Source organism: Deinococcus rhizophilus (assembly GCF_030271215.1).
Lineage (GTDB): Bacteria > Deinococcota > Deinococci > Deinococcales > Deinococcaceae > Deinococcus > Deinococcus rhizophilus.
The window spans coordinates 1-15,521 of the sequence record NZ_JASNGB010000056.1 but is presented as its reverse complement, the minus strand read 5'-3'; the positions used below and the strand labels follow the sequence as shown (position 1 = coordinate 15,521).

Below are 15,521 nucleotides of genomic sequence, written 5' to 3'. Positions count from 1 at the left end.
TCCCGCTCCTGTACAGCAAAAACCTCAACCTGTCAGGTACTGAGGGACGCGCCCATCAGGGTATGAGCGCCAGGGTTCAGCTGCCCCCAGGGTCATGCCCCTGAGCCTGACGCACGGTTGAACGCCGGAGCAGCCCCGCCTGCGCTTCAGGCTGGCGAGGGCGGGTCCAGGGGCACCGCAGCCTTGCGCTCGTGCAAGCCACAAGTGCCGTGACGGTCCCCGTGAACGTACTCGAGCAGGGCATCCGGCTCTGAGCGACCCGGCCGCAGGCCCTCAGCCTTCAATTCCTGTTGGGTGGCGAGATGCGCCGGGTAGCTGCCACGGTACTTGGGGAGGGGTCGTTTCTCTCTGGGCATGACAGTCCTCTGGACGGGTCCCCGGAGTGTACGTCCGGCGGATGAGCCCTGGGGCCACGTGACGGTGGGCACGCCCGACTCCTGTCCCGCCGCCCCACGACATTGAGGGTGGACGCAAGCCAGCCACGCTGACGCCCTCTGCCATGGTGGGTGACGGCACCCTCCTCAGCGTGGCCTATAGCCCCGACGGGCGCTGGCTCGCCACCTGGGGCGGCCGGGTGCTGCTGCGCGACGCCCGCACCCGCGTCGCCACGGGGGAGTTCCGCTTCTGGCGGGTGACGACCGGGGCACAGGTCACGTCCGTTCGGCAGGCCGAGGCGCTGGCCTGGAACTTCGCCTTCCTGCCGGGCGCACAGGACTTTGTGGGGGCCTGTGCCCAGCCGCAACTGGTGCGGGGCACCCTGGGCTCGGACCCCTTCCGGCGGGTCGGGGCCGTCCATCCGCCGGGCATCAATGCGGTGGCGACCGGTCCTGGAGTCCTCGTCAGCGCGGGGGGGGATGACCGCGTTCTGGTGTCCCCGTTGCCCGGCCTGTCCCCGCTGCGGCGGGCCGTCAACCCGCAAGGCACCCTGCTGGCCGTGGGGGACGTGCGCGGCACGGTGGACTGAACCGGCTCAGCCAGAAACGGCGAGCGGGGCGAAGCACCGACCCAGGCTAGAGGTCGGTGGCGGTTGGGGCTATGGCCGACTGGCCACCCTGAGTGCGTCATGTTGACCTTGCCTCCTGGTCCGGCCTGGTGGGTTCATCCCATCCCCGGACATTCCTGGTTCAATCGCTCCCAGCACGGTCTACACGAGGGGGCCCGGCGAGGCCCTCCCGTGTTGTTGCCCCCGCTCCCCCCGGTGGCCGAGCGCCGAGGACCACGAGTGTCCGGGAGTTCAAAATTATGCAGATTCGTGAATAGTCCCACGAAACAGCACAGGAGCCCCACCGCCCCTACCGATCACCGCTGGCACTTGTCTAGAACGGGTTCTGCGTACGGAGCACACATGGACAACTGAAGGGCGTGTGTATACACGCTTTGTATGATTTAACTCCGCAGCGCCTGGCGCCGACCGGAGAGGAGTGCCTGATGGACCATGACACCATGCATCACCCCACGCCGCAGGAGAGAGCGGCGCTCAGCCAGCAGGGCCTGTACCGGCAAGAGCAGGAGCACGACGCTTGCGGGGTCGGCTTTATCGCCCACCTGAAGGGAACCAGGTCCCACGGCATCGTCATGCAGGGGCTCAAGATTCTTGAGAACCTCGATCACCGGGGTGCCGTCGGCGCCGACGAACTGATGGGCGACGGCGCGGGCCTCCTGATCCAGATTCCCGATGAGTTCTACCGGGCAGAGATGGCGGGGCAGGGCATCACGCTGCCCCGCCCCGGCGACTACGGCGTGGGCATGATCTTCCTGCCCAAGGAGCACGCCTCCCGCCTCGCCTGCGAGCAGGAGCTGGAGCGCGCGATCCGGGCCGAGGGCCAGGTCCTGCTGGGCTGGCGCGACGTGCCCGTCAACCGCGAGATGCCCATGTCCCTAGCCGTGCGGGACAGGGAGCCCGTCATCCGCCAGGTGTTCATTGGCCACGGGTCCGACACCCTGGTGCCCGACGCGCTGGAGCGCAAGCTGTACGTGATCCGCAAGCGGGCGTCGCTCGCCATCCTGCGGCTGAAGCTCACCCATGGCCGCGAGTACTACGTGCCCTCCATGTCCTGCCGCACGGTGATCTACAAGGGGCTTTTGCTGGCCGGGCAGGTCGGGGAGTACTACCTCGACCTTCAGGACGAACGGGTGGTGTCGGCGCTGGCGCTCGTCCACCAGCGCTTCTCCACGAACACCTTCCCCGAGTGGTATCTGGCGCACCCGTACCGGATGGTCGCCCACAACGGCGAGATCAACACCGTCAAGGGCAACTTCAACTGGATGCGCGCGCGCGAGGGCGTGATGCGGTCCCCGGTGCTGGGCGACGACCTTCAGAAGCTCTACCCCATCAGCCTGCGCGGGCAATCGGACACCGCGACCTTCGACAACGCGCTGGAACTGCTCACGATGGCGGGCTATCCCCTGGCCCACGCCGCGATGATGCTGATTCCGGAAGCGTGGGAGGGGCACGGGGCGATGGACCCGCAACGCCGCGCCTTCTACGAGTACCACGCGGCGATGATGGAGCCCTGGGATGGCCCCGCCGCGGTTGTTTTCACGGATGGGCGGCAGATCGGCGCCACGCTGGACCGCAACGGCCTGCGCCCCGCCCGGTACATCGTGACCCGGGACGACCACGTGATCCTGGCCTCGGAGACGGGCGTGCTGCCGGTCCCCGAGGCCAGGATCGTGAAGAAGTGGCGCCTCCAGCCGGGGCGGATGTTCCTGCTCGACCTCGACGAGGGGCGCATTCTGGAGGACGAGGAGCTGAAGTCGCGCTACGCCTCGGCCAAACCCTACCGGCAGTGGATCGAGAACGTGCGGGTGGAGCTGGGGAACCTCGCCGCCGACGCTGAAGTGCCTGCCTTCCGCGAAACGCTGCTCGACCGGCAGCAGGCCTTCGGGTACACCCAGGAGGACCTGAAGTTCCTGCTCGACCCCCTGGCCGCCGCGGGCGAGGAGGGCATCGGCTCGATGGGCAACGACTCGCCGCTGGCGGTCCTCTCCAGCCGCAACAAGCCGCTGTACAACTACTTCCGGCAACTGTTCGCGCAGGTCACGAACCCGCCCATCGACCCCATCCGGGAAGCGGTCGTCATGTCGCTGGTGTCCTTTATCGGCCCGAAACCGAACCTGCTCGACATCAACGCGGTGAACCCCCCCATGCGGCTGGAGGTCACCCAGCCCGTCCTCGACCACGCGGACATGGCGCGGCTGCGCGGGATCGAGGCCCAGACCGGTGGGAAGTTCCGCCCCTTCGAGCTGAACATCTGCTACCCCGCCGCCTGGGGCGCCGAGGGCGTGGAGGCCACCCTCGCCTCGCTGCGGGCGGGGGCGGTGGACGCGGTCCGCGAGGGCCACAACATCCTGATCCTGACCGACCGGGCGATGGACCGCGACCACGTCGCCATCCCCGCCGTGCTCGCGCTCTCCGCCATCCACCAGCACCTCGTCCACCAGGGGTTGCGGACGACAGCGGGCCTGGTCGTCGAGACGGGGTCGGCGCGGGAGGTCCACCACTTCGCGGTCCTCGCCGGGTACGGGGCGGAAGCGATTCATCCGTACCTCGCGCTGGAGACGCTGGAGCAGCTCCACCCGGAAGCCCCCGAAAAGGCCGTCGCCAATTACATCAAGGGCGTGGGCAAGGGCCTGTCCAAGATCATGTCGAAGATGGGCATCAGCACGTACATGTCCTACTGCGGCGCCCAGATCTTCGAGGCCATCGGCCTGAGCGAGGAACTCGTCGAGAAGTACTTCCGGGGCACCTCCACGGGGGTCGGCGGCATCGGCGTGTTCGAGGTCGCGGAGGAGGCGCTGCGGCTGCACCGGGCGGCCTTCAGCGACGATCCCCTGCTCGCCTCCATGCTCGACCTCGGCGGCGAGTACGCCTGGCGGGCGCGTGGCGAGGAGCATATGTGGACACCGGACGCGGTCGCCAAGCTCCAGCACGCGACCCGTTCGGGCCGGGTGGAGACGTACCGCGAGTACGCGGCGATCATCAACGACCAGTCGCGGCGGCATATGACCCTGCGCGGCCTGTTCGAGCTGAAGGCGGACCCGGAAAAAGCGATTTCGCTGGAGGAGGTGGAACCCGCCGCCGAGATCGTCAAACGCTTCGCCACGGGTGCGATGAGCCTGGGCTCCATCTCCACCGAAGCCCACACCACCCTCGCCGTCGCCATGAACCGCATCGGCGGCAAGTCGAACACGGGCGAGGGGGGCGAGGACCCGGCGCGCTACCGGGACGAGATGGGGGGCGGCAGGGTCACGGCGGGCACCCGACTGGCGGACATTCTGGGCGAGGGCCGCGTCGAGGGTCCAGCGGACTACGCGCTTCAGGACGGCGATTCGCTGCGGTCGAAGATCAAGCAGGTCGCTTCCGGGCGCTTCGGGGTGACGACGGAATACCTCGTCTCCGCCGACCAGATCCAGATCAAGATGGCGCAGGGGGCCAAGCCGGGCGAGGGCGGGCAGCTCCCGGGCGGGAAGGTCAGCGAGTACATCGGGATGCTGCGCCACTCCGTCCCCGGCGTGGGCCTGATCTCACCTCCCCCGCACCACGACATCTACTCCATCGAGGACCTGGCACAGCTCATCCACGACCTCAAGAACGTGAACCCGCGCGCGGACGTCTCGGTGAAGCTGGTGTCCGAGGTCGGCGTGGGCACGGTCGCGGCCGGTGTGGCGAAGGCGAAAGCGGACCATGTGGTCATCGCCGGGCACGACGGCGGCACGGGGGCCTCGCCGTGGTCCTCCATCAAGCACGCGGGCTCGCCGTGGGAACTCGGCCTCGCGGAGACGCAGCAGACGCTGGTGCTCAACCGCCTGCGGGGCCGCATCCGGGTTCAGGCCGACGGGCAGATGAAGACCGGGCGCGACGTGGTGATCGGCGCGCTGCTGGGCGCGGACGAGTTCGGCTTCGCCACGGCGCCGCTCGTCGCCGAGGGCTGCATCATGATGCGCAAATGCCACCTGAACACCTGTCCGGTGGGGGTGGCGACCCAGGACCCGGTGCTGCGGCAGAAGTTCGCGGGCAAACCCGAGCACGTCATCAACTACTTCTTCTTCGTGGCGGAGGAGGTGCGTGAACTCATGGCGTCGCTCGGCATCCGCCGCTTCGACGACCTGATCGGGCGGGTGGACCTGCTCGACACGCGCAAGGGAGTAGAGCACTGGAAGGCGCGGGGGCTGGACTTCAGCCGCGTGTTCCACCAGCCCGCCGTTCCCGCCGGGGTGGCCCGCCGCCACGTGGACACGCAGGACCACGGTCTGGAACGCGCCCTCGACGTGACCCTGATCGAGAAGTGCCGCCCCGCCCTGGAGCGCGGCGAGCCCGTCAAGCTGCTGGAAGCCGCACGCAACGTGAACCGCACGGTGGGCGCGATGCTCTCCGGCGAGCTGATCCGCCGCCGCCCGGACGGGTTGCCCGACGACACGGTCTTCATCCAGATGGAGGGCAACGGCGGCCAGAGCTTCGGGGCGTTCCTGGCGAGCGGAATCACCCTCTACCTGATCGGGGACGCGAACGACTACACCGGCAAGGGCCTGTCGGGCGGGCGGGTTGTGGTGCGGCCCTCCATCGACTTCCGGGGGGACGCCACGAAGAACATCATCGTGGGAAACACGGTGCTGTACGGCGCGACCTCGGGCGAGGCGTTTTTCCGGGGCGTGGCGGGCGAACGCTTCGCGGTGCGGCTCTCGGGGGCGACGGCGGTCGTCGAGGGCACGGGCGACCACGGCTGCGAGTACATGACGGGCGGCACGGTGGTCGTGCTGGGCCGTACCGGGCGCAACTTCGCGGCGGGCATGTCGGGCGGGATCGCCTACGTGTACGACGAGGACGGCCAGTTCGCCTCCCGCTGCAACGCGGCGATGGTGTCCCTCGACCGGGTGGTGCCGGGCGCCGAGCAGGAGGCCAGCATCGAGCGCCGCTTCTGGCACCGCGGCCAGACGGACGAGGCGCAGCTCCGGGCGCTGATCGAGGAGCACCACCGCTGGACGGGATCGCTGCGGGCCAGCGAACTCCTCGACGGCTGGGAGGAGACGCTGCCACGGTTCGTCAAGGTCTTCCCGCGCGAGTACGAGCGGGCGCTGGGCGACCTGGGCCGGGAGGCGGGGCGCGGACCCGCCGAGGTCGGCCAGCCCACCGGACAGGGCGTTCTGACGAAGTGAAGCTGAGGAGTTGAGGAGCGGACATGGGAAAAGTCACCGGCTTTCTGGAATACCGGCGCGTGAGGGAGGCCTACGAGCCCATCGACGCGCGCCTGCGGAACCACAACGAATTCGTCCATGAATTGACCGTCGAGCAGTCGCGGGTGCAGGCCGCCCGCTGCATGGACTGCGGCATCCCGTTTTGCAACAACGGCTGCCCGGTGGGCAACCTGATTCCCGACTGGAACGACCTCGTCTACCGCAACGACTGGCGCCGGGCCATCGACGCGCTGCACGCGACGAACAACTTCCCCGAGTTCACCGGGCGCATCTGCCCCGCCCCCTGCGAGGCCGCCTGCACCCTGAACCTCACGAGCGACGAGCCGGTGGGCATCAAGTCCATCGAGCGGGCGATCATCGACCACGCCTGGGAGGAGGGGTGGGTGACGCCCCAGCCGCCTCCTTTCAAGACCGGGAAAAGGGTCGCGGTGATCGGCTCCGGCCCGGCGGGGCTGGCCGCCGCTCAGCAACTCGCCCGCGCCGGGCATGACGTGACGGTCTTCGAGAAGAACGACCGACCGGGCGGCCTGCTGCGCTACGGCATCCCCGACTTCAAGCTGGAAAAGGGGCTGATCGACCGCCGCATCCGTCAGATGGAAGCCGAGGGCGTGACCTTCCGTACGGGCGTTCTGGTGGGCGAGCTGCCGGAGGGGTCGAAGGTGACCAACCTCGCGCGGGAGACTGTCTCCCCGGAGGAGCTCCGCGCCGGGTTTGGCGCCGTGCTCCTGGCGGGCGGGGCCGAACAGCCGCGCGACCTGCCGGTGCCGGGGCGGGACCTCAGGGGCGTCCACTTCGCCATGGAGTTCCTGCCAGGGCAGAACCGGGTGAATGCGGGCGACCGGGTGGAGGGACAGATTCACGCCGGGGGCAAGCACGTCGTCGTGATCGGCGGCGGCGACACGGGCTCCGACTGCCTGGGCACCTCGCACCGCCACGGCGCCGCCAGCGTCACCCAGTTCGAGTTGCTCCCCATGCCCCCCGAGCACGAGAACAAGGGGCTGACCTGGCCCTACTGGCCGCACAAGCTCCGCACGTCGTCGAGCCACGAGGAGGGCGGCGAGCGCGAGTTCGCCATCGCCACGAAGGAGTTTCTGGGCGAGGACGGACACGTCACGGCCCTCAGGACCGTGCGCCTGGAGTGGCAGGGCGGCCAGATGACCGAGATTCCCGGCAGCGAGGAGATTCTGAAAGCCGACCTCGTGCTGCTGGCGATGGGCTTTGTCAGCCCGGTGGGGAGCATTCTCGACGTGTTCGGCGTCGAGCGCGACCCGCGCGGCAATGCCAGGGCGGGCACCGACGAGGTGGGAGGCTACGTCACCAGCGTCCCCGGCGTCTTCGCGGCGGGCGACATGCGCCGGGGTCAGTCTCTCGTCGTCTGGGCCATCCGCGAGGGGCGGCAGGCGGCGCGGGCCGTGGACGAGTTCCTGATGGGAGCGAGCGAACTGCCGCGCTGAGCTTTCCAGGGGGAACGGAGCTGTTCGTACCTGAGCCGCTCTGTTGCCCTTGTCTCACTCCGCCTGATTCGTCTGCCGGGTAGGTGGTGACAGGGACCAAGAGCCTCAGGGCGTCTCGGCGTTCGGGACGGTGGGCCTGTCGGTCAACACCACCCCGCGCCTGAACGAGGCCGGGCAGCGCCGCCGGGCCGTCCGCTATCCCGCCGACAGGTCCATGTGATCGGCGGAAGGCCCGGGCCTGTCCGCCCGGGTTCCCGCCCTACGCCCCGCTCACGACCTGCAGGTTTTCCAGCACGGCGTCCGTGAAGGCGCCCGTGCTCGCGCGGCCCCCCAGGTCAGCGGTCGGCCCGGCCCGCAAGGCCCGCGCCACCGCGCCCTCGACGTGGTTGGCGGCCGCCGGGCGATTCAGCCCGTGCCGCAGCAGCATGGCCGCGCTCAGGATCGCGGCGGCAGGGTTCGCCACCTCCTGCCCGGCGATGTCGGGGGCCGAACCGTGGATCGGCTCGAACAGCCCCGCCCCGTCCCCCAGGCTGGCCGAGGGCATCAGACCCAGGCTGCCCGGAATCACCGCCGCGAGGTCCGAGAGGATGTCCCCGAACAGGTTCTCGGTCAGGACCACGTCGTAGCGTCCCGGGTTGGACACCAGCAGCATCGCCACGCTGTCCACGTACTCGTGGTTCAGGTGCAGGTCGCGGTACTTGCGGTCGTGGACGTCCTGCACGGCGCTGCGCCACAGCTCTGAGACTTCCAGTACGTTGGCCTTGTCCACCGAGGTCACCCGGCCCCGCCGCTGCCCGGCCGCCCAGAAGGCCACCCGCGCCACCCGCTCGACCTCGGCGCGTGTGTAGCGCATGGTGTTGTGGGCCGAGTCCCCGTCTAGCCGCCGGTCCCCGTCGAAATAGAGGCCGCCCAGCAGCTCGCGCACGATCAGGATGTCCACCCCGCGCGCCAGCTCAGGCCTCAGCGGCGAGAGGTGCTCCAGCCCCGGCAGCACCCGCACCGGGCGCAGGTTGGCGTAGCAGCCCATCGCCCGCCGTAGCCCCAGCAGGCCGGACTCGGGCCGCTGCGGGCGCGGCAGGCGGTTCCAGGGCGAGTCCTGCGGCCCGCCCACCGTGCCCAGCAGCACGGCGTCGGCCTCCCGCACGGCGTCGCGGGTCGCGGCGGGAAAGGGGTCGCTGGTCTGCTCGATGGCCGCCCCCCCGATGAGATGTTCCTCGATCACCAGATCGGGCGCGACCTCGCGCAGCACCCGCACGGCGGCGGCGGTGACCTCGGGGCCGATCCCGTCTCCGGGCAGCGTGACGATTTTAGGCATGGGGGTCCTCCTGGGGGGTGGGGGTTGCGGGGTGGCCGTGTCCGGCCCCGGTGCTGGGGGTGTTCAACGTTCCGGCTGCGGCCGCGTCCGCCTCACGCATGTATTCCAGCCAGCCGCCCGCTTTCTGCACGTCGAGCGCGAACTGCGGGACGGGCACGAAACTGAGCCGTTGCCCGCTGCGGGCGTTGGTGATCGTGCCGCCCGCGAGGTCGAGGTCGGCCTCGTCGCCGTCCTGAAAGGCTTCCACGATCCCCGCGCACTCCAGCGCCAGAAAGCCGTTGTTGATCGCGTTGCGGTAGAAGATGCGGGCGAAGTTGGGCGCGATCACGGCCCCCACCCCGGCTCCGCGCAGGGCCCAGACGGCATGTTCGCGGCTGGAGCCGCAGCCGAAGTCGGCCCCGGCCACCACGAGGTCGCCCGGCTGCACCCGCCGCACGAAGCTGGGGTCGTAGTCCTCCATCGCGTAGCGGGCCAATTCACTCTCCACGTCGCTGGTGAGGTGCCGCGCGGGGATGATCTCGTCGGTGTTGATGTGGTCGCGGCCAAAGACGTGGACTCTGGGCATGGAGACTCCTTGAGGACTCAAAAGGGCGGCAGGCCCGCCGCCGTCCGCAGCGGGGCCAGAATCAACAGGGCGAGAAGGGCGGATACGGGCAGCCCCAGCAGCGGCCAGCCCCGCGCCCAGTTGTTCCGCAGCAGGAACACCAGGCCAGCGACGAGGCAGAGCGCCAGAAAGGCGGGCCACAGGATCAGGCTGATCGGGTAGGTGAGGTGGGCGGCCATCGGCATTTCGCGCACGGTAAAGAGAGCCAGCAGTCCGGCCACGATCAGCAGCCCCGCAGCCGTCCCCAGCATCGCCGGGCGTTCTACCGCTCGCACCTGCCGCAGCCCGAGGGCCATCCACGCGAGGTTAAGGAGCAGGCCCACGCCGAAAAAAGCGCTCACACCAGCCCCGCTAGCCCGAACCGGCTGAACCAGAACGCGCCGCCCAGAACCCCGCCCAGTAGAAAAGCGCCGTGAAAACGCCAGATTTCGGCAGGGCGGCGCAGCCAGACGACGGCCAGAATCAGCAAGACGAGCAGAGGAGAGGCAGCCAGGAGCAGGCCCCACGGGTAGAACCAGTATGTGGCTATGTTCGCGGTTGCAAGGCTCGCCAATAGAACGGCGAAACTCAGGAACAGCGGATACCCGAGGACGACGGCGCCCAGCAGGCCACGGAAGATCAGCATGAGGGCACGGGGCATGGCTCATTCTGTCCCCCCGCGCCCCATAGCAACGCCGCACTCCCGTTTCAGATCAGTCCGCCGAGTCCAAACAGGCCGAACCAGATCCCACTCCCCAGCACCCCGCCTAGCAGGAAGGCGCCGACCGCTCGCACGGGCTACTCGGGGCGGATCAGGCTCCAGAGGCTCAGGGCAGCGAGAGCCGTCACGAGGAAGAGAGGCAGGGGTCATTCTCGCCTCCCTCAGTCCGCCGCACTCGGCCCACCCGTGGCATACTCGCGCGGGTCCGAGATCACGCCCGCCACTGCGCTCGCCGCCACCGTCGCGGGCGAGGCGAGGTAGATCTGCGCCGAGGGGTCGCCCATCCTTCCGACGAAGTTGCGGTTGGAGCTGGAGATGCACACGTCGTCCGGTCCCAGCACGCCCGAGTGCATCCCCAGGCAGGCGCCGCAGCTCGGGTAGCTCACGCTGGCGCCCGCCTCCACGAAGACCTCCAGCAGCCCCTCCTGCGCGGCCTGCTTCCAGATCGCCTGGGTTGCGGGGACCACGATCATCTGCACGCCGTCCGCGACCCGGCGCCCCCGCAGGATATGGGCCACCTCGCGCAGGTCCGTGATGCGCCCGTTCGTGCAGCTCCCCACGTAGGCGTGCGTGACCGGAATGGGGTCGGTGCCCGCCACCCGTCCGTTACTGGGGATGTGCGGGTAGGCGACGGTCGGCTCGACCTGCGAGGCGTCCAGCTCGATCACGACCTTGTACGGCGCGTCGGGGTCGGAGGCGTACTCGGTGTACTGGTCCGGCGTGACGCCCCGCGCGGCGAGGTAGGCTCGCGCCGTGTCGTCCACCGCGATGATCCCGGTCTTGCCGCCCGCCTCGATCGCCATGTTCGTCAGGGTGAAGCGGCCCTCCATGTCCATCCGGTCGATGGTGTCCCCGGTCCATTCCATCGCCAGGTAGTTCGCGCCATCTGCGCCGATGCGCTTGATAACCTCCAGCACGAGGTCTTTTGGCGTGACGCCCGGCTGCATCTCCCCGGTGACCCGGATCAGCATGGTTTCCGGCACCTTGAACCACACCCGGCCCGCGTAGATCGCCCCGGCGAGGTCGGTGCTGCCGACCCCGGTGGCAAAGGCCCCCAGCGCCCCGCCGTTGCAGGTGTGCGAGTCGCCGCTCACCAGCGTCTGCCCGGGCCGCAGCAGGCCGCTGTTCTCCAGCACCACGTGGGCGATGCCGCCGCGCCCCACGTCGTAGAAGTGGCGGATGCCCTGTTCCTGCACCCAGGATTTGAGCTTCTGGTACATCTTCGCGGCCTTGATGTTCATGGCGGGCACCGAGTGGTCGGGAATCGCCACGATCTTTTCGGGGTCGAACGCCCGGTTCATGCCGCGTTCCTCCAGCATTCGCAGGGCCGCCGGGGTGGTGATCTCGTGGCAGAGCACGAGGTCGGTCGTGCACTCGATCAGTTGCCCCGGAACCACAGCCGCGTGGCCGCTGTGCGCCGCCAGAATCTTCTGTGCCATCGTCATGCCCATCTGCAAAGACCTCCTGCGGGAGAAAAAGGAAGGCCCCCGGAGCCGTGTGGACTCCAGGGGCCGGTGGTGAACGCGGGTGCTCGCGCTCAGCGCCCCCACCCAAGAAGAAGCTGCCCGCTGGGGGCGCCTCCGCTGTGGCCGGGAACGGTGAACATGTGGGCAGCCTACCGGGGCGGGGGCGGGGCAGAGAAGAGCCTGTCTGCTCAAGCCACGTCTGTTCGGGCCGGGGTCAGCGGGGCGGCAGGAACGTCTGGGTCCGGTCACGTCCGGACGGGAGATAGACCCGCCCGTCGTCCGCACGGCCCGGCCGGGTATGCGGATAGACCTCCAGCGGCCCGACCCGGCAGCGTGCCAGCTCACCTGCCCCGCAGGTCACCCGCCGCACCTGCCCGTCCAGCGAGCGCATCTGGCCCGTCTTCAGGCCCGGCCCCACGAAGAGGTTGGCGCGGACCAGCGCTTCCAGTTCGTCCGCCGTGGGGAGGCGTCCCTTCCAGACGGTCAGCGTCGCCTTGAGGTCGCGGTCCCCCGTGACGCCGGGATAGATCAGGGCGAAGGGGCCGGGCACCTCCCGCCGCACCACCCGGTTCGCCGCCTTGCAGAAGAGGTCCTCGCGGCCACGGGCGCACAGGCTGATCCACTCGCGGCTGGACGACGGCGAGCGGAGGTCCAGCCCCGCCTGCCAGATGTAGCCGCCGACCAGCAGCAGGGGCACACCGAGGAGCAGGCCCCCCAGCACGCCCAGCACGAGCAAAGCAGAGTTCACGCGCACAGGCTGAGCCTACCGCTGGGGGCTGCTTTCCACCTGACGCCGGGGGAGAGGCGCGGCGGCCAGCGGCCCCGTCCCATCGTCCAGCACCGCTCCCCGGCTCCCACTGGTGACCAGCCGGGCATAGCGCTTGAGCCACTTTCCGGGAATGGGTTTGACAACGGGCTTCCACCCTGCCCGCCGCCGCGCCAGTTCCTCCCCGGAGACGAGCAGGTCGAGCGTTCCGGCGTCCATGTCCACCCGGATGCGGTCGCCGTTTTGCACGAGGGCGATGGGACCGCCCGCGCTCGCTTCCGGCGAGACGTGGCCGATGGAGCCGCCGCGCGTGGCTCCGCTGAAGCGGCCGTCGGTGAGCAGCAGGACGCTCTCGCCCAGGCCCATCCCGGCGAGGTTGGCCGTCGGAGAGAGCATCTCCTGCATCCCCGGCCCGCCCTGCGGCCCCTCGTAGCGGATCACGACGACGTGCCCGGCCCGCACCTCGCCCCCCAGGATGCCCGCGTTGGCGGCCTCCATGGAGTCGTAGACGATGGCTGGCCCCTCGAAGCGGCGCATGGCGGGCACCACACCCGCGTACTTCACCACGCCCCCCTCCGGCGCGAGGTTGCCGAACAGCAGCCGTAAGCCCCCGGTGGGCGAGTAGGCGTTGTCCCAGGCCCGCACCACGTCGCCGTCGGGGGCGGGCGCCCCTTCCACGTTGGCTTCCAGCGGCTGCCCGGTCGCCGTCATGCAGCCCCGGTGCAGGATGCCTTCCCGCTGGAACAGCTCGCGCAGGATCACGCTGACGCCGCCCACCTCGTCGAGATCCTGAATGTGAAAGTCGCTGCTGGGCGCGATCTTGCACAGGTTCGCCACCCGGTCGGACACCTCGTTGAGCCGGGAGAGGGGATACTCCACCCCCACCTCGTGCGCGATGGCGAGGGTATGCAGCACCGTGTTCGTCGATCCGCCCATCGCCATGTCGAGGGCGAAGGCGTTGTCGATGGCCTCGGCGGTCACGATCTGGCGGGGGGTGATGCCGCGCTCCAGCAGCACCAGCAGTTGCCTCGCCGCCGCCCGTGCCAGCTCATGCCGCCGGGGATCGGTCGCCGGAATGGTCCCGTTCCCCGGCAGGCTCATTCCCAGCGCCTCGCACAGGCAGTTCATCGAGTTGGCGGTGAACATCCCCGAGCAGCTCCCGCAGGTGGGGCAGGCCTGTTCCTCGAGCTCGCGCAGTTCGTCGGCACCCATCCGGCCCGCCTGGAAGGCCCCCACCCCCTCAAAGACCGAGGCGAGGTCCACCCGCCGCCCCGCCTTCGTGAGGCCGCGCAGCATCGGCCCGCCGCTCACGAAGATGGTGGGGATGTCGCAGCGCATCGCGCCCATCAGCATTCCCGGGACGATCTTGTCGCAGTTGGGAATGCAGATCATCGCGTCGAACTGGTGCGCCTGCACGACCGTCTCCACCGAGTCCGCGATCAGTTCGCGGCTGGGCAGGCTGTACTTCATGCCCGCGTGGCCCATCGCGATGCCGTCGTCCACGCCAATGGTGTTGAACTCGAAGGGAATGCCGCCCGCCTCCCGGACCGCCGCCTTGACCACCCGCCCGAACTCCTGCAAATGCACGTGCCCCGGAATAATGTCGATGTAGCTGTTGCACACGGCAATAAAGGGCTTGCCGAAATCGCTCTCGCGCTCGATCACCCCGGTCGCCCGCAGCAGGCTGCGGTGCGGGGCGCGTTCGAAGCCCGACTTGATGGTGTCGCTGCGGCGTGCTGGCGCGGAGTCTCCCATAGACCACCCTAACGCGGTGGGCAAGGCGGGGACAGGCAGTTGATCAGACGGGTGCTAGCTTGGGGCGCATTCCATGATCCGCGCCCGTGACCGCCGCTTTCTACTCGCCTTCAGCGTGGGCTTTCCCATCTTCTTCCTGACGCTGGGACTGCATGTGCTGGTCGGCTCTGCCCTGCCGGGCCTCACCGTAGGAGAGAGGGTTGACAGCTTTCAGGCAGTGTCGGGCGGGCTGATCGGGGCCGGGGCAGTCCTGACGCTGCTCGCGCTGCGGCTCAGGCCGGAAAGCACGGGCAGGGCCGCCGTGCTGGGTGGGGCGCTGGGGGTGCTGCTGGGCGGCGTGGCGGCGTGGTTTCTGGTGCCGATCTACGTATGACCGGATTCAGCATCAGCCATTGGGCGCTGCTCCGGGCCTGCCCCCCCCTACACTGCCCCACTCGTCTAGGTCACCGCCGTGCCCGGCCCCCGCCCGCGCCGTACGGTGCTGCTATGCCGCCGCGCACCGTGATCGCGCTTCTTCTTGGCCCCGGGGTTTCTGGAGGCTGAGCGTCCGCGCGTTGCTCCCGCAAACCCCGTCCCCAACCAGAGGGCGGGATTTTTCGTTCCCAGCGCACAGCAGGTCACAGGAGGTCAAGAGATGAGCATTCGTCCCCAGCCCCACCCGCAGCCCCGGACCCACCCTGCCTGGACCCACCCTGCGCGGAGCCGGCCATGACCCCTCCCAACGGCGCCCAGGCCCTCTGGCAGACGCTCGCCGCGCACGGCGTGGGGACCGTCTTCGGCTATCCCGGCGGCGCGATCATGCCGGTGTATGACGCGCTGACCCTCTTTCCGGACATCCGCCATATCCTCGCGCGGCACGAGCAGGGCGCGATTCACGCGGCGGAAGGCTGGGCCAAGGTGACCGGCGACCTCGGCGTGTGCCTGGCGACGAGTGGGCCGGGTGCCACCAACCTGGTGACCGGCCTGGCCGACGCGATGATGGACTCGGTGCCGCTGCTGGCGATCACCGGGAACGTGGCCCGGCACCTGATGGGCACCGACGCCTTTCAGGAAGCCGACATCACCGGGATCACCCTCCCCATTACCAAGCACAACTACGTGGTGCAGGAGGCGGACGACCTGCCGCGCGTCGTGGCCGAGGCGATCCGCATCGCCCGCTCGGGGCGCCCCGGCCCGGTGCTGGTGGACATCCCCAAGGACGTGCAGCTCGCGGCCTTCTCGGGCGAGGTCCACGGCCCGCAGGCCGCGCCCGAGGCGCCCGCCCCC

Annotated in this window: 12 protein-coding genes; 5 read left to right on the top strand and 7 right to left on the bottom strand. The window is 69.5% G+C overall.

What is annotated here, in order from left to right; all coding sequences use genetic code 11:
* The first annotated feature begins 526 nt into the window (after nt 1-526).
* The 3 genes from QOL99_RS07965 to QOL99_RS07955 all read left to right on the top strand — a co-directional run bounded on the left by QOL99_RS07965 (nt 527) and on the right by QOL99_RS07955 (nt 7,649).
* Nucleotides 527-964 carry a WD40 repeat domain-containing protein gene (locus tag QOL99_RS07965; protein WP_285522835.1) on the top strand — a complete coding sequence of 146 codons (438 nt, stop codon included), beginning with the start codon at nt 527-529 and terminating at the stop codon, nt 962-964.
* A 464-nt stretch (nt 965-1,428) separates the two neighbouring features.
* Nucleotides 1,429-6,156, top strand: coding sequence for a glutamate synthase-related protein (locus QOL99_RS07960; RefSeq protein ID WP_285522834.1), 4,728 nt, complete (start codon nt 1,429-1,431; stop codon nt 6,154-6,156).
* A 23-nt stretch (nt 6,157-6,179) separates the two neighbouring features.
* Complete coding sequence (locus QOL99_RS07955) at nt 6,180-7,649, top strand: glutamate synthase subunit beta (RefSeq protein WP_285522833.1); 1,470 nt, start codon at nt 6,180-6,182, stop codon at nt 7,647-7,649.
* Nucleotides 7,650-7,908: 259 nt separating this feature from the next.
* On the opposite strand, the gene leuB is transcribed toward QOL99_RS07955, so the two are convergent.
* The 7 genes from leuB to ilvD form a co-directional block, all read right to left on the bottom strand.
* Nucleotides 7,909-8,964 (bottom strand): 3-isopropylmalate dehydrogenase, encoded by a 1,056-nt coding sequence (gene leuB / locus QOL99_RS07950; protein ID WP_285522832.1) that lies wholly within the window; start codon nt 8,962-8,964, stop codon nt 7,909-7,911.
* On the bottom strand, nt 8,957-9,529 hold the full coding sequence (locus QOL99_RS07945; protein ID WP_285522830.1) for a 3-isopropylmalate dehydratase small subunit: 573 nt from the start codon (nt 9,527-9,529) through the stop codon (nt 8,957-8,959). The genes leuB and QOL99_RS07945 overlap by 8 nt, the downstream gene beginning before the upstream one ends.
* 17 nt (nt 9,530-9,546) lie before the next feature.
* Nucleotides 9,547-9,909: a hypothetical protein gene (locus QOL99_RS07940; protein ID WP_285522829.1), complete on the bottom strand. Its 363-nt coding sequence runs from the start codon at nt 9,907-9,909 to the stop codon at nt 9,547-9,549.
* The gene (locus tag QOL99_RS07935) at nt 9,906-10,208 is read right to left on the bottom strand and encodes a hypothetical protein (protein ID WP_285522828.1); all 303 of its coding nucleotides are present in this window, start codon (nt 10,206-10,208) and stop codon (nt 9,906-9,908) included. Before QOL99_RS07935 ends, QOL99_RS07940 begins: the two co-directional genes overlap by 4 nt.
* Before the next feature lie 221 nt (nt 10,209-10,429).
* Nucleotides 10,430-11,719 (bottom strand): 3-isopropylmalate dehydratase large subunit, encoded by a 1,290-nt coding sequence (locus tag QOL99_RS07930; RefSeq protein WP_285522827.1) that lies wholly within the window; start codon nt 11,717-11,719, stop codon nt 10,430-10,432.
* Nucleotides 11,720-11,948: 229 nt separating this feature from the next.
* Nucleotides 11,949-12,482, bottom strand: coding sequence for a hypothetical protein (locus tag QOL99_RS07925; protein WP_285522826.1), 534 nt, complete (start codon nt 12,480-12,482; stop codon nt 11,949-11,951).
* Nucleotides 12,483-12,497: 15 nt separating this feature from the next.
* Entirely contained in the window at nt 12,498-14,255 is a 1,758-nt protein-coding gene (ilvD, locus tag QOL99_RS07920) for a dihydroxy-acid dehydratase (protein ID WP_285522825.1), read from the bottom strand.
* A gap of 73 nt (nt 14,256-14,328) precedes the next feature.
* On the opposite strand from ilvD, the gene QOL99_RS07915 reads away from it, so the two are divergent.
* Nucleotides 14,329-14,628, top strand: a complete 300-nt coding sequence (locus QOL99_RS07915) for a hypothetical protein (protein ID WP_285522823.1) — start codon at nt 14,329-14,331, stop codon at nt 14,626-14,628.
* A 335-nt stretch (nt 14,629-14,963) separates the two neighbouring features.
* Nucleotides 14,964-15,521, top strand: a 558-nt coding sequence (locus QOL99_RS07910; RefSeq protein WP_285522822.1) for a thiamine pyrophosphate-binding protein, incomplete at its 3' end; no start/stop codon positions are given.